This is a genomic window from Aquibaculum sediminis (assembly GCF_040712085.1).
GTDB classification, from domain to species: Bacteria; Pseudomonadota; Alphaproteobacteria; order Kiloniellales; family DSM-21159; genus Aquibaculum; species Aquibaculum sediminis.
On the sequence record NZ_JBFCVK010000002.1, the window covers coordinates 371,351 to 395,949 of the forward strand.

Here is a 24,599-nt window from a genome sequence, read left to right on the forward strand (position 1 = left end):
CCAGTGGATTTCACCCTGAACGACACGCAGCGCATGCTGCAGGACACCGCCCGCCGCTTCGCGCGGGAGGAACTGCCGGCGCTGGCCCGCCAGGTGGAGGAGGCGGCGGAGCCGGTGCCGTCCGACTGGCTGAAGCGCTATGCCGAGCTGGGTTTCCTTGGGCTGAACACAGGTGAGGCCTTTGGCGGCGCCGGGGCCGGGCATCTGGATGCGCTGATCGTGCTGGAGGAGTTTGCCAAGGTCTCGGCCGCGGTTGCCTTCCCGGTTTTCGAGGCCTGCACCGGGCCGGTGCGCATTGTCGAGCGTTTCGGCAGCCCCGAGCTGCGCGAACGGGTGGTGCCCAAGGTGGTGGCCGGGAAGATGATCGTGGCCATCTCCATGTCCGAACCGGACGCCGGCACGGCGCTCACTGACCTGCGCACCCGCGCACGGATTGAGGGTGACGAGATCGTCATCAACGGCAGCAAGCGCTGGTGCAGCGGCGCCGGGCACTCCCAGGGCTATGTCGTCTTCTGTCGCCTCTCCGACGCGCCGGGCGCCAAGGGGGTTGGCGCGGTCTTTGTCGACCGCGAGACGCCGGGCCTAAGCTTCGGGCCGCAGGAGCGGTTGATGGGCTTCCGCGGCATTCCCAGCGCCGACATGACCCTGGAGGAGGTGCGGGTGCCGCGCAGTCATCTGCTGGCCGACGCCGGAGAGTTCGGCAAGCTGATGCAGGCCTTCAACCTGGAGCGCTGCGGCAACGCCACCATGTCGCTGGGTCTCGCCGCCGGGGCGCTGGAGCAGGTTCTGGACTACGTTCAGGATCGCGAGCAGTTCGGCAAGCCCATCGTGGACTTCCAGGCGGTGCAGCTCCGCCTGGCCGAGATGGCGACCAGAGTGGAAGCCAGCCGGCTCCTGATTCACCGCGCCGCGGCCGTGCCGCCCGGCAGCTTTCCCGAGGCGCAGCAGGCGGCCGTTGCCAAGTGCTTCGCCAACGAGATGGTGCGTGAGGTGGCCGGTGCCGGGGTGCAGCTCATGGGTGGCTACGGCTATGCCAAGGAGTACGGCATGGAGCAGCGCCTGCGCGACGCCTGGGGCTGGGGCATCGCCGGCGGCACCGTCGACATCCAGAAGATCAACATCGCTGCCGGCCTGGTCGGCCGCCGCTTCGATCAGCGACGCTGATGCTGTCGTGGGGGGTAGGATGACGACACTGTTCCCGCACCGGTCTGCAGCTGCCTGGTCCGCGCGTGCCTGTTTTGGCCGAGGCCGTGCGGCTGGCTCGGCGCTGTTGACAGCCGACCTACCCGGCGATGTGATGCATCACACATCAGAACCAAAAGATTCTGTGTCGAAGAGGGGGGAGGCAGCGTGAGACGTCCTGCGGAAGTTGTCGCCCTGACGATACCAGCAGTCCTGGGATGCGCCCTGTCCCGGCCCGCCCTGTCTGAGCCCACCCTCTCTCAGTCCCACGGCCAAGCCTTGCCGTATTCATCCCTTTCCCGACAGCGCATCGCTTCACGATGCCGGACACAGGCGGCCGGAGAAGCCGTCCTTTGACCCCAAACAATCGCAACTGCACTGGAGGAACGAGTTATGAGACGTGAATTGCTTGGACTGGCAGCAGCCAGTCTGGTGGCCTTCGCCGCCGCGGACAGCCGTGCCGAGGATCCGGAAAAGTTCACCATTGGCGCCATCCTGGCGATGAGCGGCAGCGGTGACTGGTACGGCAAGGTCATGAGCGCCGGCATCGAACTGGCGGTCGAGGAGATCAACGCCGAGGGCGGCATCGACGGCATCCCCCTGGAAGCGGTCTTCGAGGACCACAAGAGCGGCATCGCCCGCGAGGGCGTGAATGCGATCAACCGCCTGATCAACATGCACGACGTGCAGGCGGTCTTCTCATCCTTCTCGCCGCCCACCATCGCCATCGCCCCCATCGCCGACGAGCAGGGCATTCTTGTGGTCAACGGCGGCGGTGTCAGCACCGCCATGGTCGGTATCTCCGATAACCTCTTCCACAACCGCTCGCTGGCCTCGGATCTGGGACGTGCCGCGGTGAGCTTCGCCGACGATGAGGGTTGGAGTCGCATGGCGCAGATCGCATGGCGCACTGACGCCGGCGAAAGCATCATTTCCGAGGTCGAGCCCTATTGGGAAGAGCTGGGCGGCGAAGTGGTCGCGACCGAGTGGATGGACCAGGGTGCGACCAACATCGACACCCAGATCGCCAAGATGCGCTCCGCCGATCCGGACTTCCTGGCGCTCTGGCTCTTCAGCCCGGATCCCGGCATGGCCATGCGCCGCGCGCGGGAGTTCGGCATCGACGTGCCGGTGGTCGGCGTGGAGTACACCGCCGACGTTGCCGAGATCGGCGGCGATCACATGGAGGGTTACTACTACACCTCCGACTACTTCACCCCGACCGACGACTGGTCGCAGCGCTTCCAGGAAGCCTATCGCGAGCGCTACGGCGAAGATCCGGAGTTCTACGCAGCCAACTACTATGAAGGCGTCTACCTGATTGCGGAAGCGATCCGCCGCGCCCGGGCCCAAGGCGGCGACTACTACGATGGTGCCAACCTTGCGCGCATCATCCACGAGCAGCCGACCTATCCTAGCGTCTACGGCGGCGAGATGACCTTCCAGGATAACGGCGTCGCCCAGAAGCGCGTTGCCCTTTTCCAGATCCAGGACGGTGAGAGCGAGTTCCAGCGGTACCTGGACCTCGAATAAACCCCTCTGCTTGACCGCACCCGGAGCGGCCAAAGGCTGCTCCGGGTGCCTCCTACCTCGGAGCCTGCGCGATGGATCTCGCCCTGCAGCTTCTCGTCAACGGAGTCATCACCGGCAGCCATTACGCGCTGCTCGGCGTCGGCTTCGGCATCATCTTCGCCACCACACGGATCGTGCACTTCGCCTACGGCCCGATTTTCACGGTGGCGGCCTATATGGCCTGGTACTCGGCAGCGATGCTGGGCTTGCCGATCCCGGTGGCTCTGCTGATCGCCATACTGGCGGCCGTGCTGCTGGGTGTGGGCAGCTACGTGCTGCTCTACGAGCCCTTCGAGAAGCGCCAGGCGCCCCACCTCGTGCCGCTGATCGCCTCACTCGGCCTCTACATCGTGCTGGAGAACCTGGTCGGCATCATCTTCGGCTCCGGCGTTCGGGTGGTGCGGGAATTCAGTAACGGCATCCACTTCATGGGCCCGGTCTTCTTCACCACCATTCACATTTGGCAAGTGGTGGTCCTGGTGGTGCTCGGCGGGGCGCTGGCCGTCTTCCTGCGCTGGACCAGCTATGGCAAGGCCGTGCTGGCCATGACCGACAATCCCGAAATGGCCCGGGTCATCGGCATCGACACCCGCAAGGTGGCGATCCTGGTCTTCGCCATCGGCTCGGCCATCTCCGCCCCCTCGGCCGTGTTGATCCTGCTCAAGGACGGCGCCACCACGCACATGGGCTTCCTTGCCGTCTTCATGGCCTTCGTCGCCGTCATCGTCGGCGGCATCGGATCCATCAAGGGCGCGGTGCTCGGCGGGTTTGCTCTGGGCATGGTGGAGAGTCTGGGCATGCTGCGCATTCCCACGGAATGGCAGAGTTCCATCGCCTTCATGCTGCTCTTCCTGGTGGTGCTGTTGCGGCCCCAGGGCCTCTTCGGCGCAGCGATGCGACGGTAAGGGGGAACGCCGCAGCAATGGACTATATCCTACACATTCTCGTCATGGCGTCGCTCTATGTGATCCTGGCGACATCCTTCAATCTGTTGATTGGTTTTGCGGGGCTTTTTGCCCTGTCCCATGCCGCCTTCTATGCTCTGGGTGCCTATGTCACGGCGATCTTGACCACCAGCCTGGGGGTGCCCTTTCCCATCCCGTTGATCGCGGGTGTGGCCTTCGTGGCCGCAGTTGGCGTTCTGGTCGCGTTGCCGGCGATCCGCGTGTCGGGCGAGTATCTTGTCATCATATCCCTGGCGCTGCAGATCATCGTGGTCGAGGTGATCCTGAACTGGCGCGGCCTGACCGGGGGCGGCGACGGCATCGCGGGCATTCCCAACATCACGATCTTCGGCGGACGCTTGTCCTCTCCGGGGACCTTCCTGCCGCTGGCCATTGTTTTTGCCGCGGGCTGCTTCTGGATCGCCTGGCGGCTGGCTCACTCGCCTTTCGGGCGGGCCTTGCGGGCGATGCGCGAAAACGCCTCCGCCGCCCAGGCCTGCGGCAAGGACCTCGTCTACATGAAGCTGACCGTTTTCGCGTTTGCCGCCGGGCTGGCGTCGATCGCGGGCGGCCTCTACGCCCACTACTTCAACTATGTGGGCCCCGACGGCTTCACCATCGACGAGACGATCTACATCCTGGCCATGGTGATCCTTGGCGGCACCGGAAATCTCTGGGGTTCCGTTGTGGGCGCCCTGGTGCTGGTGGGACTGCCCGAGGCCCTGAAGTTCATCAACATGCCGGTGGACATCGCGGACAAGGCGCGGCTGGTGATCTATGGCGCCCTGCTGATCCTGATCCTGCGCATCCGTCCCGAAGGCATCCTGCCGGAGCCGCAATCGCGCAGCGTCACGGCCACGGCCACGGCCGGCGGGTCTCAAGGCATGGCGCAGAAAACCCTGCTGAGCGCCGAAGGCAGCGCGGATGCCCAGCCCATCCTGGAAGGCCGCGGCCTGCACAAGTCCTTCGGCGGCATCACGGCGGTTTCGGGCTTCGACATCGTCATGCGGCGCGGTCAGGTGACCGGCCTGATCGGGCCGAACGGTGCCGGCAAGACCACCGCCTTCAATCTCCTGACCGGCTTCCTCAAGCCGGACAGGGGCGAGATCCGCTACAAGGACAAGTCGATCGCCGGGCTCAAGCCGCATCAGATCGTTGGCGCCGGCGTCGCTCGCTCCTTCCAGGACCTGCGGCTTTTCACCAAGATGACGGTGCTGGAGAACGTGGTGGTGGCCCTGCCGCGCCAGTCCGGGGACAATGTGTTCAAGGCCTACTTCGCACCGCGCCAGGTGGCGCGCGAGGAACGCGAGAACGCCGAACGGGCCATGGAGGTGCTGCGCTTCGTCGGGCTGGAGGACAAGGCCGACGAGCGGGCGGAGAACCTCTCCTACGCCGAGGAGAAGCTGCTGGTGGTGGCGCGTCTCTTGGCCACGGGGGCGGAAGTGCTGCTGTTCGACGAACCGCTCTCCGGCCTCGACGGCAATGCGCTGCAGGAGATCTTCCCGGTGATCCGCCGCCTGGCGGAAGAGGGCAAGACGATTTGCATCATCGAGCACAATCTGGACGTCATCAAATCGCTCTGCGACACCGTCTACTTCCTCGATGAGGGGCACACCATGGCGGTGGGCACGCCCAACGAACTGATGAACGATCCGGAACTCGCCGAGAGGTACTTCAAATGAGCACGGCGATCCTGGAAGCGCGCGATCTCTGTGCCGGCTACGGCAAAAAGCAGATCGTCAACGGCGTCAGCCTGACCCTCAACAAGGGCGAGGTGTTGCTGATCCTCGGGCACAACGGGGCGGGCAAGACCACCTTCGTGCGGGCGCTCTTCGGCCTGATGACGCCGATGTCCGGCCAGGTCTTCTACGAGGGCACGGAGATCACCGGGCGCAAGCCCGCCGCCAACGTGGCCAACGGCATTGCCTTCGTGCCGCAGGGCCACGGCATTTTCCGCAGCCTGTCGGTGCGCGACAATCTGGAACTTGGCGGCTTCGTCGAGCCCGACAAGTCGGTGCTGCCGCAGCGCCTGGAGCAGATCAACGGCCTCTTTCCGATCCTCAAGGAGCGGGCGAGCCAGACCGCGGGCACCCTGTCCGGCGGCCAGCAGCAGATGCTGGCCATCGGCATGGCGCTGATGCACGAGCCGCGGGTGTTGATCCTGGACGAGCCCTCGATCGGGCTGGCGCCCAATCTGGTGGAGCGGGTGATGAGCAGCATCACCGAGATCAACCAGCGCTTCGGCACCTCGATCCTGATCATTGAGCAGAATGTGCCCCTGTCCCTGCCCATCGCGCACCGTGCCGCGGTGATCAAGACCGGGGAGGTGGTCTACGAGGGCGCGCCGGAGCCGCTGCAGGACCACGTCAAGCTGATGCAGCTCTTCTGAGCCGAGAGGAAGGAAGCAAATCATGACCCAACGTTGGAAGAATCGTCCGGAGGGTTCGAACTGGGGTGACTTCGGCCCGGACGACGAACTGGGCCGCCTCAACCTGCTCACGCCCGAGCGGGTGAAGCGCGCGGTCGGCGAGGTCCGGGAGGGGCGGACCTTCTGCCTGTCGCTGCCGCTGGACTATCCCGGTGGCAATCTGCTCAACCCGCGCCGCCATCCGCCACGGCGCTTCGCGACGGTGCGCGAGGGCAAGCCGAACTACAACTACCCCCTGACCTGGGAAGAGGCGCCCTTCACCGACGTCATCAGCGACGATGCGGTGCTGCTCCACACCCAGTATTCCAGCCAGTGGGACGCGCTCAGCCACGTCGGCGCGCTCTTCGACGCTGATGGCGACGGCGAGGCGGAGGTCGTCTACTACAACGGCTGGCGTGGCGGCGAGGACGTGATCGGCCCGGCCAATGCCCATGAGCATGCCGAATCGGGCGCCTGTTCGCCCTTTGAAGGCGTTGAAGCCAAGCGTTTGGGCATCGACAAGATGGCCGCCAAGGTGGTGCAGGGCCGCGGTGTGCTGGTCGATCTGCGTCACCATCTCGGCGATGAGCGCACCAGGGTTGACTACGACACGCTCATGCGCGTCATGGAGGCCGACGGCGTGAGCGTGGAGGAGGGCGACCTGCTCTGCCTGCACACCGGCTTCGCCGACGTCATCCTGGGCATGCAGCGCAAGCCTGACCTGGAGCGGCTGAACCGCTCCTGTGCGGCCCTGGACGGGCGGGACAAGCGGCTGCAGCAGTGGATCGCCGACAGCGGTGTCGCCTGCATCATCGCCGACAACTATGCGGTGGAGGACTACCCCTCCGCGCCGGGCGAGGGGCGGCACGCCGCCTTGCCGCTGCATGAGCTCTGCCTCTTCAAGCTGGGCATCCACCTGGGCGAGCTCTGGTACCTGAGCGAGCTTGCCGCCTGGCTGCGTGACAACCAGCGCAACCGCTTCTTCTTGACCGCACCGCCGCTGCGCCTGCCCGGCGCGGTGGGCTCGCCGGCCCAGCCGGTCGCCACGGTGTGATCGCGAACACTGCGAGGAAGGGAGCCAAAGGATGAGCCGCAAGACCGTTCTGGTGGCCGGTGCGCTGGGCCTGCTCGGCCGAGCCGCTGTCGAGCACTTCGAGAGCCTGGGCGAGTGGGACGTCATCAGCGTGTCGCGCCGCGCGCCCAACTTCCCCACCAAGGCGCGCTTTCTCTCCGTCGACCTGACCGACCGGGCCGCCTGCGAGGCGGCCTTCGGGTCGCTGTCGGACGTGACCCATGTGGTCTATGCCGCACTTTACGAGAAGCCGGACCTGATCGCCGGCTGGCGCGACAAGGAGCAGATGGCGGTCAATCTGATCATGCTGCAGAACCTGCTGGAACCGCTCGAGGCCGCTGCGCCGAAGCTGCAGCACGTCTCCCTGCTGCAGGGGGCCAAGGCCTATGGTGTGCACATCGAGCCGGCGCCGGTGCCCACCAAGGAACGCTGGCCGCGCCATCCGCACGAGAACTTCTACTGGCTGCAGGAGGACTGGATCCGCGCGCGCCAGCAGGGCAAGGACTGGAGCTTCACGATCTTCCGGCCGCAGGCGGTGCTGGGCTTTGCCCACGGCAGCCCGATGAACGCGGTTGCGGCCATCGGCGCCTACGCCGCACTGCGCCGCAAGCAGGGCCTGCCGCTGGCCTTCCCCGGCGGCACGGGCGAGCGGGTCAATGAGGCCACGGACTCCCGCCTCGTCGCCCGGGCCATGGCCTGGGCCGCCGAAGCGCCGGTGGCGGCCAATGAGACCTACAACCTCCACAACGGCGATGCCCTGGTCTGGCAGCACCTCTTCCCGCGCGTGGCCGAGGTTTTCGGCATGGAGTACGCGCCCGTGCCCGAGGCCCAGCGCCTGGAAACCGAAATGCCCAAGCAGGAAGGCCTCTGGGCGGAGATCGCGGCCGAACACGGGCTTGTGGAGCCCTCGCTGCAGCGTCTGGTCGGCAGTTCCTGGGCCTTCACCGACCGCACCTTCGGCCACGGTCATGCCAACCCGACGCCGCAGTCACTGAGCACCATCAAGATCCGCAGCCACGGCTTCCATGACTGCCTGGACACCGAAGACGCTTTGGCCTGGTGGCTGCAACGCATGCAGCGCGAGCGCCTGCTGCCGGGGTGATGCAGCTGAGTCAGAAAGTATCGAGATACGATACTTTTTGACTCACTCTAAGATCCCTGTGGAATTTTGTTGAGCTAATCACGCTTCTTCCCTAGCGTGATGTCTCGACAGGCGAGACAGGGTGGTGCTGAGGGTGTCGTCGGAAACCATACAGAGCATCGGACGAGCGATGGCCGTTGTGCGAGCGGTGGCCAGCGCTGGAGAGTCCGGATTGCGCCTGTCCGACGTTGCCGTCTCGCTCGATCTGCACAAAGCGTCTGCGGCCCGCCTGCTGAACTGTCTCGTGGGAGAAGCAGTCCTCGAGCGCCGCTCTGATCGACGCTATCGCGTGCATGAGGGCTTTCGCAGATTGCTCGGCGCGCCGGCCAGTTCGGTTCGGCTGCGTGCGGTCGCCCGGCCCGCCCTGTCCCAGCTTTCCGACGTTCTGGGCGAAGTCGCCTTCCTATCCGTGCGCAGCGGTTTCGACTCGCTTTGTCTCGATCGACAGGTGGGTTGGTACGCGATCCAGGCCCTGTCGCTGGATGTGGGCAGCCGGCGCCCGTTGGGCATCGGTGCGGGGAGTCTTGCGCTGCTGTCCTGGCTGCCGGATGCGGAAGTGGAACTGGCCCTGGATGCCACGCAGGCACGCCGCGCCGCCTATCCAGACTATGACGAAGCGAGCCTGCGCGCGTTGATGGCCGCGGCGCGGCGGGATGGCTTCACCGAAGTCAGGGATCTCGTCGTCTCGGGCATGACGGGGATCGGTATTCCCTGCTTCAACCGTGATGGCTTGCCGGTCGCCGCACTCAGCGTCGCGGCATTGAGCGAGCGCCTGGCCGGCGAACGCCGGCAGTTGGCGATTGCGACTCTACAGGAATGCCGCAGCCGGGTGGAAGCCGGGTTGCGTGCAGCCGGGCAGGACGGCCACAGCGTTCCCGTGCCCCAGGAAACATCATCCACCAGAACCCTAAATGTGGGAGGAACACATCATGGTTAAGCATTCAACAGGACTGCGCATGGGGGTTGCCGCGGCAGCCTTGGCGGCATCGGCCTTCATGGCCCAGGCGGCTGCGGCGCAGCAGATCACCTTTGCATCGGGTCCGTCAGGCGGCACCTGGTATCCGCTGGCGACCGCGGTGGCGAATATCATCGAACGGGAAGTCGAAGGCACGCGCGTCAACGTCGTCAACGGCGTGACCGTCGCCAACATTATCGGCACCAATTCCGGGCAGTACGACATTGCCATGTCGCTTTCCACGACCAATGCGGAAGCGCTGGAAGGCGTGGGCGAGGCCTTCAATGGCCCGCAGGAAAACTTCCGCAGCATCATGAACTTCTACCCCTCGCCCTATCAGATGGCGGTGCGGGCTGACAGCGACATTGAGACCGTCGAGGACTTCGCCGACAAGGTCATCAATCCCGGTGTCGTTGGCGGCTCCACGGATGTCATGACCCAGACGGTCCTGGAACTCTATGGCCTCAGCTATGAGGACATGGGGCGGGTCGAACGCCTCTCTTATGCCGATGCGTCCATGCAGATGAAGGACGGCCATCTGGACGTCTTCACGGCGATCATTTCCGTACCTGCTGCAGCCATCGCGGAAGTGGCCCTGGGTTCGGGCGTGCGCATGATTCCTGTGGATCAAGAGATCATCGATACCTTGCAGGAGCGCAACTCCGGTTACGTGTCCTACAACATTCCTGCCGGGACCTATCAGGGGCAGGAAGAGGACGCCCTCGCTATCAGCCTTAATGCCGTTTTGATCGCCAACTCCGAGATGCCCGACGATCTGGTCGAGGCGATCACGCGCGCGGTTGTCGAGAACGCGGATGAACTGCATGCGGTCAATGCTGCCCTGCGCGGCTTCGGGCCGGACAGTGCCGGCAGCGGTCTCGGTGCACCGCTCCATCCCGGTGCGAAGGCCTTCTACGAAGGTGCCGATCTGCCGCACGACGAGTGATCGTATCTGACTGAAAGGCGCCCCGGCGGCAACGCCGGGGCGTTCACTCCATGATTCTTCGCGGCTTTCTGGTGGTGGCGAGCCTGACGCTTGCGGCCTTTCATCTCTACTCCGGATTCTTCGGAGTGTTCGAAAGCTTCACGCAGCGCAGCGGTCACCTGCTGCTCGTCACCGTGGTGCTTTTTGCCGCGACACTGCTGGACCGTGGCATGAGCCGCGCCTGGCGCTGGAGCCTGCTGGGCGCCTGCGTGGTGCTGGTCGGCGTCTTGGCCCACAATGTCTGGCAGGGCGCGCACTATGCCAGCCGCATGGCCTACGTGACGCCGCTTGACGAGGTCTCGATCATTCTGGCTCTGCTGGGAATCATCGCTTTGCTGGTGATCGCCTTCAGGACCCTGGGCGTGGCATTCGGACTGATTGTCATCGCCTTTCTTGCCTATGCGGCCTTCGGCCAGTACCTGCCGGGCATGCTGGGCCATCGCGGCTTCGGCCTGAGCTGGACTCTGGACCATCTCTTCTACACCAAGGAAGGTGTGTTCGGCATTCCGCTGGGGGTTTCCGCCACATACATCTTCCTCTTCGTCTTCTTCGGCTCCGTGCTGGATCGCTGCGGCGGCGGCAAGTTCTTCATCGATCTTGCAATGGCCCTGACGGGCCGTTTGCGCGGCGGACCTGCCAAGGCGGCAGTCGTTGGCTCCGCGATGATGGGCACGATCAGTGGATCGGCGGTGGCCAACGTGGTCACCTCCGGCGCCATCACAATTCCCCTGATGAAGCGCAACGGCTACCGGCCGCACTTTGCCGGCGCCGTGGAGGCAGCCGCTTCTTCGGGCGGGCAGCTCATGCCGCCGGTCATGGGCGCAACGGCCTTTGTCATCGCCGAGTTCGTGGGGCGCCCTTATGGCGAGATCGCGCTCTCGGCGCTGGTCCCGGCCTTGCTGTTCTATATTGGTATCTTCATGGCCGTGCACCTTGAAGCGGTGCGTACGGGCATTGCCGGTGGCACTCCAGCCATGCGGGTTGCCGGGGCTTTGCGCGAAGGGGGGCTCTATCTGCTTCCCATCGCTGTCATTGCCTATTCGGTCTTCGTCTTCTCGCCGATGCGCGCCGGACTCTACGGCGTGGGAGCGGTGCTGGTCGTGGCGGTCTTCTATGCCCTGTTCCGGCGAGGCGCGCTCGCGCTGCCGCGCTGGATCATCGACGGTTCAGTGGCGGCGGGCAAAGCGATCGGACCGGTCGCGGTGGCTTGTGCCGCGTCCGGCCTGATCGTCGGGGTGCTCAGCCTTACCGGCCTGGGAATCACGATCAACAGCACCATCATCAATGTGGCCGGTGCCTCGGTGGCAGGCGCGCTGGTGCTGACCATGTTTTCCTCGCTGATCCTCGGCATGGGCCTGCCCACGGTGGCCGCTTATCTCGTCCAGGTAGGGGTGACGATTCCGGCGCTGGTGCGACTTGGCGTCGATCCGGTTGCCGCTCACCTCTTCGTCTTCTACTTCGCCATCCTTGGCAACGTGACGCCGCCGGTTGCGGTGGCCGCCTATGCGGCTTCGGCCATTGCCGACAGCAACCCTGCGCAGACAGGTTGGAAGGCGCTGGCGATCGCCTTGCCCGCCTTCATCGTGCCCTTCATGTTCGTGACCGACCCGGTTCTGCTGCTGCGGGGTGGCATCGGCGAGATTCTGCTCTCCCTGAGCACGGCGATCATCGGCGTGATGGCACTGGCATCGGCGATCATCGGCTACGCGATGGCCCGACTGGGATGGCTGTCGCGGCTCATGCTCGCGGCCGGCGCTCTGATGACCCTGTATCCCGAGGCCAGTAGCGATCTCATCGGTCTCGCACTGATTGGATCTGCGTTGCTGATCGCCTGGCTGAGTGACCGCCGCAGCAAGAATGCAAAGTCCGTTAAAGGAGCCAATCCATGAAGCAGGCCTGGATCGCCGGGGTCGGCGATACGCCTTTTGGCCATCTCGAGGGGCGGGACAGTCTCGATCTCATGTCGCAGGCGGCGGCCGCGGCGCTTGCCGATGGCGGTTTCGAGCGCGGTGAGATAGACGGCTTGTTGACCGGCTACTCCACCGCCATGCCGCATCTCATGCTGGCGACACTGTTTGCCGAACACTTTGGGCTTTCGCCGCGCTACTGCCACGCTATCCAGCTCGGCGGGGCGACGGGCTGTGCCCTGGTGATGCTGGCCAAACTGCTGGTGGAAAGCGGGCAGTGCCGCAACGTGCTGGTGGTGGCGGGGGAGAACCGGCTGACCAACCCCGGCGGCCGTGACAGCGCCATTCAGACCCTGGCCCAGGTCGGTCATGCCGAGTTCGAGGTGCCTTTCGGCGCGACGATACCGGGCTACTACGGCCTCCTGGCGTCTGCCTACATGGGTGCCTACGACATCAGCGAGGAAGACCTGGCGGAGATGGCGGTGCTGATGCGCCGCAATGCCGGCCGGCATCCCGGCGCGCAGCTGCGCGATCCCATCACGGTGGCCGATGTCATGGCCTCCCGCCCTATCGCTTCGCCGCTGAAGCTGATGGACTGCTGCCCCATCTCAGATGGTGGCGTTGCGGTCCTGGTCACGGCGGACGAAGGCCGTGCCAAAGGCGTGCGCCTCGCCGGCGCCGGACAGGCCCACACACACCAGCACATCAGCGCTGCCCCGAGCCTGGACGCCTTCGGCGGGGCGACCGCGGCACAGCAGGCCTTCGAGCAGGCTGGTCTCTCGGTCTCCGACGTACAGGTGGCCGGCGTCTATGACTCCTTCACCATCACGGTGACCATCCTCTTGGAGGAGATCGGCTTCGCCGCGCGCGGGCAGGCTGCGGCGTTGGCGCGGCAGGGGCATTTCGAGCCCGACGGCCCCCTCCCGCTCAACACCCACGGCGGGCTGCTCTCCTTCGGGCACTCTGGTGTGGCTGGCGGGATGGCGCATCTTGCGGAGGTGGTGCGCCAGATGAGCGGCGGCGCCGGGGAGCGTCAGATCGACCGCCCGCTGGAGGTGGGTTTCGTTCATGGTGACGGCGGCGTGCTTTCTTCGCACGTCAGCCTGGTTCTGACCCGGGAGTGAGGCCATGCAAGAGCTGATTGAACGCCATCGCCAGGACGCCGCCGACGGCACGCTGGCCTATGAATCCTGCCGCAACTGCGGCCATCACCAGGCCTTCGTGCGCGGTTTCTGCAGCCGCTGCGGCAGTGAGGATCTTGATTGGAAGACGGTAGCCGGGGGCGGGCGCGTCGCCGCTCACAGCGTGCTGCACCGTGCGCCCACGCCTGACTATCGCGAGAAGGTGCCTTACGCCATCGCCCTCGTCGATCTCGACGAGGGCATGCGGGTGATGGGCCACGCTGCCCTTGACCTCAAGCCGGGCGAACGCGTGAGTCTGTCCTTCGCGCCCCATGGAGAGCGCAGCCTGCTTCGTTTCGATCGTTCCAGCCGGGAAGAATAAATGAGCCTTGAAGCCTTACTGGCGCCGCGCAGCGTCGCCATCATCGGTGCCTCCGACAATGCCGACAAGATCGGCGGGCGTCCGATCCGCTACCTGCAGGAATTCGGGTTCACCGGCCGCATCCTGCCGGTGAACCCCAGCCGCGAGACCGTGCAGGGGCTGCCGGCCTATCCCTCCATCGCCGACCTGCCGGAAGTGCCCGATGCGGCCATCATCGCGGTTGCCGGTCAGACGGCTGTGGAGGCTATCGAGGCCTGTGCGGCGAAGGGTGTGAAAGCCGCCGTCATCATGGCCAGCGGCTTCGGCGAGACCGGACCGGAGGGCAAGGCTGAGGAGGCGCGCTTGCGCGCGCTCGCCAATGCGGCAGGCATGCGCCTCGTCGGTCCGAACAGTCAGGGCCTGGCCAACTTCGGCACGGGCGCCATCCTCTCCTTCTCCACCATGTTCATCGAGGCCCAGCCCCAGGATGGGCCGGTGGCCTGCATCAGCCAGAGCGGCGCCATGAGCGTCGTGCCCTATGGCCTGTTGCGCGAGCGCGGCATCGGCGTGCGCCACGTCCACGCCACCGGCAATGACTGCGACGTGACGGTGTCCGAGCTTGCCGCCGCAGTGATCCAGGACCCGGACGTCAAGCTGCTGCTGCTCTATCTTGAGACCCTGACCGATCCGGAGCATCTGGCCCGGGCGGCCGCCATCGGGCGGGAGCGGGGTGTGCCGATCATCGCGCTCAAGTCCGGCCGCTCCCAGGACGGGCAGCGTGCCGCCGCCTCGCACACCGGGGCCATCGCCACCGCCGACCGGGTGGTGGACGCCTTCCTGGAAAAGCACGGCATCTGGCGCGCCGACGGTGTGCTCGACCTGGTCCAGGCGGCGGAACTTTACCTGCAGGGCTGGAAGCCCGCAGGTCGCAATCTGGCGGTGATCAGCAACAGCGGCGCCACCTGCGTGCTGGCGGCCGATGCCGCCGACCGGGCAGGCCTGCCACTGGCCCAGTTGGCGGAGCAGACCGAGGCCGACCTGCGGTCCATCCTGCCTTCCTTCGCCTCGGCCCGGAATCCCATCGACATCACCGCGGCTCTGCTGACCGACAGCGGCCTCTTCAGCCGGGTGCTGCCCGTGGTCGGCGCCGACCCGGCGGTGGACATGTTCCTCATCGGCATTCCCGTGAGCGGGCGCGGTTATGACTACCCGCGCTTTGCCTCCGATACGGCCGACTTCCTGAAGCAGAGCGGCAAGCCCGTGGTGCTGGCGGCGCCGCAGCCCAAGGTGCGCGCCGCCTTCACCGAACTTGGCGTGCCGGCCTTCGAGACCGAGGACGAGGCCGTGGCCGCACTCGCCCAGTTCGCGGCGCATCACGAAGTGATGGAGGCCAGCCGCGGCGGCGCGCTCAGCCGACCGGCGTTGGCGATGGTGGAGAAGACCGCCTTCCTCGACGAGCATCGCTCGCTTTCGATGCTGGAGGCCGAGGGGCTGACAGGTGTCGAGCGACGGCTGTGCCAGACAGCCGAGGAGGCGGTGGCCTTCCTGAACGCGGCTGCCTCACCGCTGGTCCTCAAGGCCTGCTCGGCGGCCCTGCCGCACAAGAGCGAGTACGGGTTGGTGCGCCTGCGCCTATCAGAGCCGGCTGCAGTCGAGGCTGCCTTCGCCGAGATAAAGGCCGGCGTGGAAGACCTGGGCCATGCCTTCGAGGGCGTGCTGGCAGCGCGCATGACGTCGGGCGAGCGGGAACTGGTCGTGGGCGGGCGCATCGACCCGGTGTTCGGGCCGGTGGTGATGCTCGGCGACGGCGGCATCCTGGTCGAGGCCATGCCGGACACGGCTCTGCTGCTGCCGCCGTTCGACGAGGCCGATGTGCGCCGGGCCCTGGCCGGCCTGCGGATCGCGCCGCTCTTCGAGGGCGTGCGCGGCAAGCCGCCGCTGGATGCCGCGGCCGTCGCCCGGGCGGCGCAGGCCGTGGGCGCCGTGCTCGCGGCAGGCGACGGGCAGGTGCGGTCCATCGACATCAACCCGCTGCTGGTCTCGGCCGAGGGGGCGGTGGCCCTGGATGCCCTGGTGGAGGTGGCGCAGGGAGAGTGAGACTCACCCTGCGGTGCGTGATTACAGGTAGGCACCCACCAGCGTTTCGGCGATCTGCACCGCGTTGAGGGCGGCGCCCTTGCGCAGGTTGTCTGCGACGACCCAGAAGGCGAGCCCGTTCTCGACCGTGGGGTCGGTGCGCAGGCGGCTGATAAAGACCGCATCCTCGCCGGCGCATTCCGCCGGGGTGACGTAGCCTTCGTCCGCCCGGTGGTCGACCACCGTCACCCCCGGCGCCTTGCGAAGGACGGAGCGGGCCTCGTCTTCGTCCAGCGGCGTGCCGAACTCCACGTTGACCGCCTCGGCGTGGCCGATGAAGACTGGCACCCGCACGCAGGTGGCATGGAGACGGATCTGCGGGTCCAGGATCTTCTTGGTCTCCGCCATCATCTTCCACTCCTCGCGAGTGGCGCCGTCCTCCATGAAGCTGTCGATATGGGGGATGACGTTGAAGGCGATCTGCTTGGTGAAGTGCTCGCGCTTCATCTGGTCGTTGACGAAGATGCCCCGGGTCTGGGTGAAGAGCTCGTCCATGGCCTCGCGGCCCGCACCGGATGTGGACTGATAGGTCGAGACGATGACCCGCTCGATGGGCGCCAGGTCGTGCAGCGGCTTGAGTGCCATCACAAGCTGGATCGTCGAGCAGTTCGGGTTGGCGATGATGTGTTTGCGCGCATAGCCGGGCAGGGCGTCGGGATTGACCTCAGGCACCACCAGCGGAACGTCCGGGTCCATGCGGAAGTGGGAGCTGTTGTCGATCACCACCGTTCCCGCCCGCGCTGCTCGGGGGGCGAACTCCTCAGAGACCTTGGCACCCGGGGAGAAGAGCGCGATGTCGACGCCGGAGAAATCGAAGTGGCTGAGGTCCTGGACCTTCAGCACATCGTCATCGCCGAATGAGACCTCGGCCCCGGCCGAACGCTCGGAGGCGACCGCGTAGACCTCGTCGGCCGGAAACTCTCGCTCCGCCAGCGTGGTCAGCATCTCGCGTCCGACGTTTCCGGTGGCTCCGACCACCGCCACCTTATAGCCCATTGCTCTGATCCAATCCTGTGGCTGTCGCTGTGTTTCGGATGTGGTGCCGGACGGAGTACTGAAGGCTGGTCTCGGCTCCCATCAAGGTCCGGCAATCTAGGTGCTGTCGGGGCTTTTGCAAGGCATGGCGAGAGTCGGGTTGGGCGTGGCGGAAGCGTGACAATCTGCTGCTGTGCTATTGCTTTGACGCGGGCTCGCCTTGTCCTCGCCAGGATTCGGGGGTATCTGCGACTCTTGAAAGAGGCAATGCGCCTTTGCCTTTCTGTCACAGTTGGAGAGATGCGAGGCATGCCGTCAAGAGTAACACTCGACCGTCGCCGGCTTCTCGCCCTGGTGTCAGCCGGAGTGGGCACCGGGCTTCTCGCCGGTTCCCTGCCCTTGCGGAGCGCCACTGCCGAGGAGCGGGCGCGCAAGGTGGTGGGGCAAATGCAGAGCTACCGCGCGCGCGCCGAGGACACGGTGGTGGACATCGCGCGACGCAATCACCTGGGCTTCGTCGAGGTGAAGGCCGCGAACCCCGGCGTGGACGTCTGGCTGCCGGGCGAGGGCACGGAAATCCTGCTGCCGACCCAGCGGCTGCTGCCCGACGCGCCGCAGCGCGGTGTGGTGATCAATCTCTGTGAAATGTGTCTCTACTACTATCCGTCGGACGGCGGTGAACCGATGACCTTCGCCATCGGCATCGGGCGCGAAGGGCGCGGCACGCCCATGGGTTCCACCAGCATCGTGCGCAAAGCGGAGCACCCCACCTGGTATCCGCCGGAATCGATTCGGGCGGAAAAGCCGGAGCTGCCGAGCGTGTTCCCGCCGGGACCGGACAATCCCCTGGGTACCCGTGCGCTCTATCTCGGCTGGCCCGCCTATCTCATCCACGGCACGGCCCTGCCCGAGGGCGTGGGCAGGCGGGTGAGCGCGGGCTGCATCCGCATGTACAATGAAGAGGTCGAACGGCTCTATCCGCTCTGCGGCGTGGGGACGCCGGTTTCCGTGGTGGATCAGGAGGTCAAGCTCGCCTGGCTCGATGATGGCGAACTCTACCTGGAGGTCAGCCCGTCCCAAGAGCAGGCCGATCGCATCGAGGTCTCCGGCTATTTCGAGCCCGAGATGCCGGCGGACCTGATCGATCGGGTGCTGGAAATGGTGGGATCCCAGTCCGGGCGCCTGAACTGGGCCGCTATCGAGCGGGCCGGTCTCGAACGGCGCGGCTACCCGATCCGCATTACGACTTGAGGCGAGACTCAAAGACCCGGCACGGTTTCCGCCGTGCCGGGTCTCTAGACACTTAGGGCCTGGCGGAGCATCGGGGCGCTCCGCCAGGCCGCTGTGAGCTCTATTACTTGCGCATGGACTGCCCGTAGGAGCGCTCGGCCCGGGAGGCCGCGCTTTCGGCGCGCTGTGCCGAGGCTTCAGCGGAGCGGGCGGCCTGCTCCGCGCTGCGCGAAGCAGATTCGGCGCGCTCAGCGGAGGAGCGGACCTGCTCGAGCATGGCGCGGTCTTCGTCATTGAGTGAGGACTGGCACGCTGCAAGGCCCAGCGCAGACGCAGTCACTAGACCAAGGATACCCATACGACGTGCAACTTTGTTCATGACGACCCCCTTTTAGGGTTGGTTGATCTGTTGCTCGCCGGCGATTTAGCGGTACGTCTTTTGGCGCGAACGCTCTCCATACCCCAAACGAAGTGCCGACGATCAGTTCAATCTGCGGCTTCTTCTGGCAGAATTGCAAGGGGCGTCTTGCAATCGCCTCAAGAATATCACCGCGATCAACTCTCGGCTGGCCCTGCCGCTACCCCTGCCAGTCCTGCAGCGCGGCAGGGAAAAGTGCAGGTGGAAGCCGTTGCGCGACGGCCGCCAATGGTGGTCACAGGGCACCCTGCTTCCGGCCACCCCATCGAACCGGAGCGGCCAGGACCCGTCGACCCTCAGACAGAGAGTGCCAGTGCACCTTCTCTGGCCAGCGCCTCGGCGATCTGCACGGCGTTCAGGGCCGCGCCCTTGCGCAGCTGATCGCCCACCAGGAAGAAGTCGAGGCCCAGTGCCCCGAAGACGAGGCTCTGGCGCACGCGGCCGATCTCCACGGGGTCCTTGCCGCTGGCGGTCAGCGGCATGGGGTAGCGCAGGCTCTCCGGTTCATCCACCAGCACCAGCCCCGGTGTATCGGCAAAGAGGCGACGCCCTTCCTCGGGGGTGCAGGGGCGCTCCAGCTCCACCGTCACGGCCTCGCCATGGGCGCGCAGGGTCGGCACCCGTACCGCGGTGCAGCTCAGCGGCAGGTCGGGCAGGTCCAGGATCTTGCGGCTTTCCCAGACCACCTTCATTTCCTCGCGGGTGTAGCCGTTGTCCTGAAAGGCATCGATCTGGGGGATGATGTTGAAGGCCAGCGGGTGGGCGAAAGCCTCCGCCGGCACCGGCTCACCGGCGAGGTCCCGGGCGACGCCGACGCGCAGTTCCTCCATGCCGGCGGCCCCGGCCCCACTGGCAGCCTGATAGGTCGAGACGATGACCCGCTTCAGCCCGCAGGCGGCGTGGAGTGCCGCCAGCGCCGGCACAAGGATTGCCGTGGTGCAGTTGGGATTGGCGATGAGGCGGGCCTTGCCGATGGCCTTCGCATTGACCTCGGGCACCACCAGGGGCACGGCCGGGTCGTAGCGGAAGGCTGAAGAGTTGTCGATCACCAGGGCACCGGCCTCGACCAGCGCCGGGCCCTCCGTCTTGGCGAACTCGCCGGAAACCGCCATGAAGATCAGGGTGCCGGGGCGGATCGCCTCCCGGCTGTACGGCTCGACCGTGACCTCCCGCTCGCCGACCGTCAGGGTCCGCCGTCCGCCGCCGGCGGAGGCAAAGCAGGTCAGGGACCGCAGATCGGGGGCACGTTCCGCCAGGACGGCGATCAGCTCGCGCCCCACGGCGCCCGTGGCGCCAAGGATGGCAACATCGATTCCGGCAAGCGGGGAAACGGACATGATACGAACTTTCCTTCGGTCTGCACTCTGGCTGCGGACAGCATCTCAGCGCCGCGCGATCTGCACTATCTCTTTGGTGTAGACCGGATTCACGCTTTGAATCTGAACCCTTGTGGTTCGGATTCGACGCGATCCGGTCTACGCCCTTGTGTCCGGTCTCGGACCGGGGCTTGCAAGAGCGAAGGGCGGATGCCTGCTATGCCTAACGCGCGAGTTTGTTTATCGCCTGCGATAGAACTCCACCCCTGCTGCAGCGGCATTCCAGTAGATGTCCGGTTTGCGCAGGGCCACGCGGCAGGCCTCGATGCGCGGGTCGGTCAGGCAGGCGTCGGCCAACTCCTGCGCCAGAGTTTCCAGCAGGTCGGTGTGCGGGCGTTCCTGCCAGTCCTGCAGCAGGCGGTAGAGGCGGTCGTAATCGATCACACTGTCGAGCGTTTCGCCCTCGTGGCGCTCCTGGCGCAGGAAGCACTCCACCGTGGCCAGGACCTTCATGCGCTTGTCGGGGTGGCGCTCCCACTCCGTGGCGCCGATCTTGAGGTTGAGCGCCACCTCCTCCAGGAAGACGCGGGTGTAGCCGGCGCTGCCGTCGAACCAGGGGGCGGTCATAGGGGCTCCTTAACTGTCCAGCGGTTGGCTGAGGAAGCGCTCACCGCCATCCACGTAGAGAATCTGGCCGGTCACCGGGTCTGATGCCAGCAGATAGCGCAGCGCGCGCTGGATGTCCGCGATCTGCGCGCCGTAGCCCAGCGGTGCGGCGGCCTGGGCGGCGGCGAACTCCGCGTCGTTCTGGCCGTTGCTGGGCAGCGTCAGCCCCGGGGCAATGGCATTGACCCGCACCTGCGGCGCCAGTTCCACGGCCAGCATTCGGGTCAGGGTCGCTAGCGCGCACTTGCTGAGCGTATAGGACAGGAAGTCTCCGGCGCGTGGCGCGGCCACGCGGGTGTCCAGCATGTTGACGATGCTGCCGCTCTGCCCGGCGGGCAACCGCTTGAGGAAACCCTGGCACAACAGGGTGGGCGCACGCAGGTTGATTGCGAAATTCCGCTCCCAGGTTTCCGGCGCGAAATCGCGCAGCCGATCCTCCTCGTAGATCGAGGCGTTGTTGACCAGGACGTCCAGGGATCCCAGCAGCGCGGCGGCGCGCGCCGGCAGCTCTTCTGCCGCTGCGGGGTCCGAGAGGTCGGCCTGCAGCGTCACCGCCTCCCCACCGGCCGCCCGGATGCGCTCGGCCAGGGCCTCGCAGGCCTCCCGCGAACTATTGTAGTGCAGGCAGAGGCTGTGGCCGTCGGCTGCTAGCGCCTCGGCCATGGCCAGGCCCAGCCGTTGTCCCGCGCCGGTGATCAGAACGCAGCTCACGAATTGCCCTCCCGGAACAGCCAGGCGGCACGCCCGTTTTCGGTCCGGTCCAGGAAGTCCTCCAGGCTCGTGCAGCGCCCCTCGGCCAGCCAACGGGCGAAGACGGCGTTGCTCTGGCGGTTGCGGGTGAACTCGGCTTGCGCGGCGGCGCGGATGTCGTCCGCCAGGGGGAAGGCCGGATCCGCCAGCAGGTCGAGAATGGCGCCATAGCCCGCATCCGCCAGGCCTGCGGTGCCGGCGTCATGGGTCATGGAGCCGGGCGTCTTGTAGTAGTGGTAGAGCGGCTCGGGGTGGCAGAGCAGGGCGCCGCCGGCCCGGCGCGTCCGGTCGAGCAGCCCGAGGCTGAAGAGCACATCGGAGCAGAAGGGCACGGCCGGCCAGCCGGCTCCGGCCAGTTCGCGCCGGAAAACGGGGAAAAAGGGCGAGCGCGGCGAGAGGATATCCTCTGCCGTCATCGCGAAGGGCGCGCGGGCCTCGGGAAAGGGACGCTTGTAGGCGCGGCCGCTTTCGTCGTGGGTCAGGGTGTTGCAGACGGCGGCCCCCGATTGCTCCGCCAGGGGCAGCAGCTTGGCCAGCCGCTCCGGCGCCCAGGCATCATCGGCATCCAGCGTGGCGATGTAGGGAGCATCTCCCACCGCCCGCAGCGCCGCGTTGCGCGCGCCGTGATCGCAGCTGCCGTTCCGGCCCGTGGAGACCTGTTGCAGGCGCGGATCGCTGAGCCCCTGTGCGGCCAGGAGGTCCAGATAGTCACAGCCGTCGTCGCTGGCGATGATCGCCGTCCAGTCCTCGCGGCTTTGCGCCAGGAGACTGGCCACCGCCCGCGGCAGAGTGGCCGCGGCGCGATAGGCCGGCAAGAGGATGGCGACGCTGGCGGTCACGGGACTCCCTTTCCCCGATTCCCGAATGGGCTGGAGACCTTATAACTTGCAGAAGGGGAGGGGGCCAGAACAGCCGGGCCAGAAGCCGGTGAGCTGCGGGTCCCGTGACGACGCAAGATCGTCCGCACCTTTGCCCGCCAGCCCCGAAGAGCCAGCGGTCGCCGCCACGGGATCACCGTCCTTACGCCAGAATGGCCAGCAAGGGCCAGAGGCATGGCCGTGACCACTTTGTGGCGAGGCGCTGGCGCCACCTCCCGTAACAGCGTCTCGGCCCTCACCGGGCAGCAGCCATAAGTGCAAAAAATTGCGCATGATCACGCTTGCCATGCCGGGGCCCCGGTGGCATGTTCCGCCCGCTTGCCCGGGGCGCTCACGCGCCCCCTTCGTGCCGCCGTAGCTCAGGGGTAGAGCACACCCTTGGTAAGGGTGGGGTCGCGTGTTCAATTCACGCCGGCGGCACCATTAGCTCTCTAGAATAATTGAGTTTTTTTGAGGCGGTCCGCCCCTTGGCCGTAGAACCGATTTGTCTGGGCAGCACCGACATATATTTTTGCTATTGTGGCTTTGCGCTTGCTTTGGAGTGTTCTCTCTGTCTGCTGGGGCCGGACGCCTGCAATGATCTAGGCGGCACACTCCCGACAAACACGGCGGCGAACAGCAGATATTTCACCATGCGTAACGCCAGCGCTGTACAGTATTCAATTGGGCCCCGCAACGGGAACCATGGGCACGACACCATGATCAGCGACAACTAGAAAGAGTAAGAGAAGTTATCTCCATGCTAGGTTTGATCTTCCCAACGGAAGCGATCAACCGAAGCCGCTAGATGGCCTCCTTTACCTGCATCCCATCCCAGCCCCGGGTCTTCGGTGCAGAGTTATCTTCCCTTCTCCCAGCGGAACGGCAGTGTGGCACAGTTCGTGCTAACCGTGTTGTGCAGAACGCGCAGCCAGTCGGGCGAACACAAAATGCTTGACGCTAACATTGGGCCCTCCTCATACTCACCGGTACATCGCGCCAGTACCTAGCAGCGCGCGCAAGAATAATACCGTGATCAAGCGCTCGGTTCACTATAGGTGGGAGGATAGATTATGATAAAATCCAAGAAAATATACGCATTGGGCGCAGCATCGATAGCTGCGTTTTTGGTTGCAGGTGCGTCTTCTGTTTCCGCTCAGTCAACAACCCTGGTGGCGACGACCATCTCTCCGCCGGACAACCTGTGGTCACTTGCTGGTGAGCGCTTTGCGGAAAATGTCGCAGAACGAACAAATGGCGAAGTCGAGATCCGCTGGTCGTATTCAGGCGATCTTGGCGGAGCGCGGGAGACAATCGAACAGCTTCAGTTTGGTACCGTAGATATTGTTGTTCAGCAGATTGACCAGCTGAGCCGCTACGATGATATTGCGAGCCTCGGCGCGTACCCCTATCTCATTCGCGATATCGACCATTTCCGCGCTATTTTCGACGAAACCGATGTGGGCGATGAATTCTTCGACGAGGTGGAAGAGCGCACAGGCTATCGGCTGATTGGTGCTGGCTTCCGTGGACCACGCCAGACCGCTTCGGCACGCGCCTTCACCAATCCTGAAGAGCTTGAGGGACTGAGCATCCGCGTTCCTGAGATGGACATTTATGTCGATACCTGGGAAGCCCTGGGCGCCAGTCCCACGCCGATGCCGAGCCTTGAAGTGTATACTGCTTTGCAGCAGGGCATCATTGAGGCCGCAGAGAACCCCTTGGAAGCACACGTCCGCTCTCGCTACTACGAGGCCGTGCCATACATCGTAGAGACAGCCCACGTAAATCCCTTCTATTCCTGGATATTCTGGGGTGAGCGTTTTGATTCACTGCCCGAGGACGTGCAGCAGATCCTTCGCGAAGAAGGTGAAGAAGCCATGCAGTGGGGTACCGAACAGACGCTGGAGATGATTGACGGATATCGCGAGCAGCTGGAAGGCGAGGGGGCGGAGTTCATTCAGCCGGATCTCGCCAGCCTGCGCGAGAAGCTTGAACCGCTCACCGAGAAGTACGCGGAGTACGCAGACTGGATTGAGCGCTTCCAATCCGCTGGTAACTAAACCCCTCGTCTTGCTTATAGAAAGGCGTCTGTGATGCGACTTGCACGTAGAGTATGCGCTCGCGTTGAGCACTTTGCGGACGCCTTTCTGGTAAGCGCTCTTGTGGTGCTGCTCCTCGCAATATCCTGGCAGGTATTCACGCGTTACGTACTTGGGAGTCCCACGCGCTGGGCACCCGAGCTGGCGCGCTATCTGGTGGCTTGGATCACGATGGTTGGCGCAGCAGTGGCCATCAGAACTGAAGGACATGTGGCGGTCACAATATTCGTTGACATGCTACCTGCAAAATGGCGCAAGATTGCGGATACCATTAGATACAGTATAGCAGTCATCGCTGCTGGATTTCTCGGGTGGTATGGCTATGAGCTTGCAGTTGTCGGCGGAGGGCAGAGAGCGCCGGGACTTGGTATGTCTATGACATTACCTTATTTAGCTGTTCCTGTAGGCTGTATCGCGATTCTATTTTTCTTTATGGCGAGATATGTGCCAAAAGATGATTAGCACCGTCGTCATACTCGCGACCTCACGGAAAATGTGTATT

At 65.3% G+C, this 24,599-nt stretch carries 22 protein-coding genes and 1 tRNA gene; 17 read left to right on the forward strand and 6 right to left on the reverse strand.

The window, feature by feature from the left end:
• Window positions 1-3: 3 nt before the first annotated feature.
• The 13 genes from ABZ720_RS04415 (at window position 4) to ABZ720_RS04475 (ending at window position 15,744) form a co-directional block, all read left to right on the forward strand.
• The gene (locus tag ABZ720_RS04415) at window positions 4-1,164 is read left to right on the forward strand and encodes an acyl-CoA dehydrogenase family protein (RefSeq protein WP_366554208.1); all 1,161 of its coding nucleotides are present in this window, start codon (window positions 4-6) and stop codon (window positions 1,162-1,164) included.
• Between the two features lie 411 nt (window positions 1,165-1,575).
• The gene (locus tag ABZ720_RS04420; RefSeq protein ID WP_366554210.1) at window positions 1,576-2,715 is read left to right on the forward strand and encodes an ABC transporter substrate-binding protein; all 1,140 of its coding nucleotides are present in this window, start codon (window positions 1,576-1,578) and stop codon (window positions 2,713-2,715) included.
• Window positions 2,716-2,786: 71 nt separating this feature from the next.
• Window positions 2,787-3,659, forward strand: a complete 873-nt coding sequence (locus tag ABZ720_RS04425) for a branched-chain amino acid ABC transporter permease (RefSeq protein WP_366554211.1) — start codon at window positions 2,787-2,789, stop codon at window positions 3,657-3,659.
• A 17-nt stretch (window positions 3,660-3,676) separates the two neighbouring features.
• Window positions 3,677-5,380 carry a branched-chain amino acid ABC transporter ATP-binding protein/permease gene (locus ABZ720_RS04430; RefSeq protein ID WP_366554213.1) on the forward strand — a complete coding sequence of 568 codons (1,704 nt, stop codon included), beginning with the start codon at window positions 3,677-3,679 and terminating at the stop codon, window positions 5,378-5,380.
• Window positions 5,377-6,087, forward strand: a complete 711-nt coding sequence (locus ABZ720_RS04435) for an ABC transporter ATP-binding protein (protein ID WP_366554215.1) — start codon at window positions 5,377-5,379, stop codon at window positions 6,085-6,087. The genes ABZ720_RS04430 and ABZ720_RS04435 overlap by 4 nt, the downstream gene beginning before the upstream one ends.
• A gap of 22 nt (window positions 6,088-6,109) precedes the next feature.
• The gene (locus ABZ720_RS04440) at window positions 6,110-7,159 is read left to right on the forward strand and encodes a cyclase family protein (RefSeq protein WP_366554217.1); all 1,050 of its coding nucleotides are present in this window, start codon (window positions 6,110-6,112) and stop codon (window positions 7,157-7,159) included.
• 31 nt (window positions 7,160-7,190) lie between these two features.
• Window positions 7,191-8,279 (forward strand): NAD-dependent epimerase/dehydratase family protein, encoded by a 1,089-nt coding sequence (locus tag ABZ720_RS04445; protein WP_366554219.1) that lies wholly within the window; start codon window positions 7,191-7,193, stop codon window positions 8,277-8,279.
• Window positions 8,280-8,412: 133 nt separating this feature from the next.
• Window positions 8,413-9,255, forward strand: a complete 843-nt coding sequence (locus ABZ720_RS04450; protein WP_366554221.1) for an IclR family transcriptional regulator — start codon at window positions 8,413-8,415, stop codon at window positions 9,253-9,255.
• Window positions 9,248-10,219, forward strand: a complete 972-nt coding sequence (locus ABZ720_RS04455) for a TAXI family TRAP transporter solute-binding subunit (protein ID WP_366554223.1) — start codon at window positions 9,248-9,250, stop codon at window positions 10,217-10,219. The genes ABZ720_RS04450 and ABZ720_RS04455 overlap by 8 nt, the downstream gene beginning before the upstream one ends.
• A 50-nt stretch (window positions 10,220-10,269) precedes the next feature.
• Window positions 10,270-12,147 (forward strand): TRAP transporter permease, encoded by a 1,878-nt coding sequence (locus ABZ720_RS04460; protein WP_366554225.1) that lies wholly within the window; start codon window positions 10,270-10,272, stop codon window positions 12,145-12,147.
• Window positions 12,144-13,289 carry a thiolase family protein gene (locus ABZ720_RS04465; RefSeq protein ID WP_366554227.1) on the forward strand — a complete coding sequence of 382 codons (1,146 nt, stop codon included), beginning with the start codon at window positions 12,144-12,146 and terminating at the stop codon, window positions 13,287-13,289. Before ABZ720_RS04460 ends, ABZ720_RS04465 begins: the two co-directional genes overlap by 4 nt.
• Before the next feature lie 4 nt (window positions 13,290-13,293).
• The gene (locus tag ABZ720_RS04470) at window positions 13,294-13,668 is read left to right on the forward strand and encodes a Zn-ribbon domain-containing OB-fold protein (RefSeq protein ID WP_366554229.1); all 375 of its coding nucleotides are present in this window, start codon (window positions 13,294-13,296) and stop codon (window positions 13,666-13,668) included.
• Window positions 13,669-15,744: an acetate--CoA ligase family protein gene (locus tag ABZ720_RS04475; protein ID WP_366554231.1), complete on the forward strand. Its 2,076-nt coding sequence runs from the start codon at window positions 13,669-13,671 to the stop codon at window positions 15,742-15,744.
• A 21-nt stretch (window positions 15,745-15,765) separates the two neighbouring features.
• Here ABZ720_RS04475 and ABZ720_RS04480 read toward each other — a convergent pair whose 3' ends face one another.
• Window positions 15,766-16,779, reverse strand: a complete 1,014-nt coding sequence (locus ABZ720_RS04480; protein WP_366554233.1) for an aspartate-semialdehyde dehydrogenase — start codon at window positions 16,777-16,779, stop codon at window positions 15,766-15,768.
• A 288-nt stretch (window positions 16,780-17,067) separates the two neighbouring features.
• On the opposite strand from ABZ720_RS04480, the gene ABZ720_RS04485 reads away from it, so the two are divergent.
• Window positions 17,068-18,009 carry a L,D-transpeptidase family protein gene (locus ABZ720_RS04485; RefSeq protein WP_366554235.1) on the forward strand — a complete coding sequence of 314 codons (942 nt, stop codon included), beginning with the start codon at window positions 17,068-17,070 and terminating at the stop codon, window positions 18,007-18,009.
• A gap of 103 nt (window positions 18,010-18,112) precedes the next feature.
• On the opposite strand, the gene ABZ720_RS04490 is transcribed toward ABZ720_RS04485, so the two are convergent.
• From ABZ720_RS04490 to ABZ720_RS04510, 5 genes are all read right to left on the reverse strand, one after another.
• Complete coding sequence (locus ABZ720_RS04490) at window positions 18,113-18,367, reverse strand: hypothetical protein (protein WP_366554237.1); 255 nt, start codon at window positions 18,365-18,367, stop codon at window positions 18,113-18,115.
• Between the two features lie 335 nt (window positions 18,368-18,702).
• Window positions 18,703-19,743 (reverse strand): aspartate-semialdehyde dehydrogenase, encoded by a 1,041-nt coding sequence (locus ABZ720_RS04495; RefSeq protein WP_366554239.1) that lies wholly within the window; start codon window positions 19,741-19,743, stop codon window positions 18,703-18,705.
• Between the two features lie 219 nt (window positions 19,744-19,962).
• Window positions 19,963-20,349: a dihydroneopterin aldolase gene (locus ABZ720_RS04500; RefSeq protein ID WP_366554241.1), complete on the reverse strand. Its 387-nt coding sequence runs from the start codon at window positions 20,347-20,349 to the stop codon at window positions 19,963-19,965.
• A gap of 9 nt (window positions 20,350-20,358) precedes the next feature.
• Window positions 20,359-21,099: an SDR family oxidoreductase gene (locus tag ABZ720_RS04505; RefSeq protein WP_366554243.1), complete on the reverse strand. Its 741-nt coding sequence runs from the start codon at window positions 21,097-21,099 to the stop codon at window positions 20,359-20,361.
• Window positions 21,096-21,977: a glycosyltransferase family 2 protein gene (locus tag ABZ720_RS04510; RefSeq protein ID WP_366554245.1), complete on the reverse strand. Its 882-nt coding sequence runs from the start codon at window positions 21,975-21,977 to the stop codon at window positions 21,096-21,098. The genes ABZ720_RS04505 and ABZ720_RS04510 overlap by 4 nt, the downstream gene beginning before the upstream one ends.
• Window positions 21,978-22,364: 387 nt before the next feature.
• On the opposite strand from ABZ720_RS04510, the gene ABZ720_RS04515 reads away from it, so the two are divergent.
• The 3 genes from ABZ720_RS04515 to ABZ720_RS04525 all read left to right on the forward strand — a co-directional run bounded on the left by ABZ720_RS04515 (window position 22,365) and on the right by ABZ720_RS04525 (window position 24,559).
• Window positions 22,365-22,439 (forward strand) — tRNA-Thr (locus ABZ720_RS04515).
• 629 nt (window positions 22,440-23,068) lie between these two features.
• Window positions 23,069-24,058 carry a TRAP transporter substrate-binding protein gene (locus ABZ720_RS04520; RefSeq protein WP_366554247.1) on the forward strand — a complete coding sequence of 330 codons (990 nt, stop codon included), beginning with the start codon at window positions 23,069-23,071 and terminating at the stop codon, window positions 24,056-24,058.
• 33 nt (window positions 24,059-24,091) lie between these two features.
• Complete coding sequence (locus ABZ720_RS04525) at window positions 24,092-24,559, forward strand: TRAP transporter small permease (protein ID WP_366554249.1); 468 nt, start codon at window positions 24,092-24,094, stop codon at window positions 24,557-24,559.
• Window positions 24,560-24,599 lie beyond the last annotated feature (40 nt).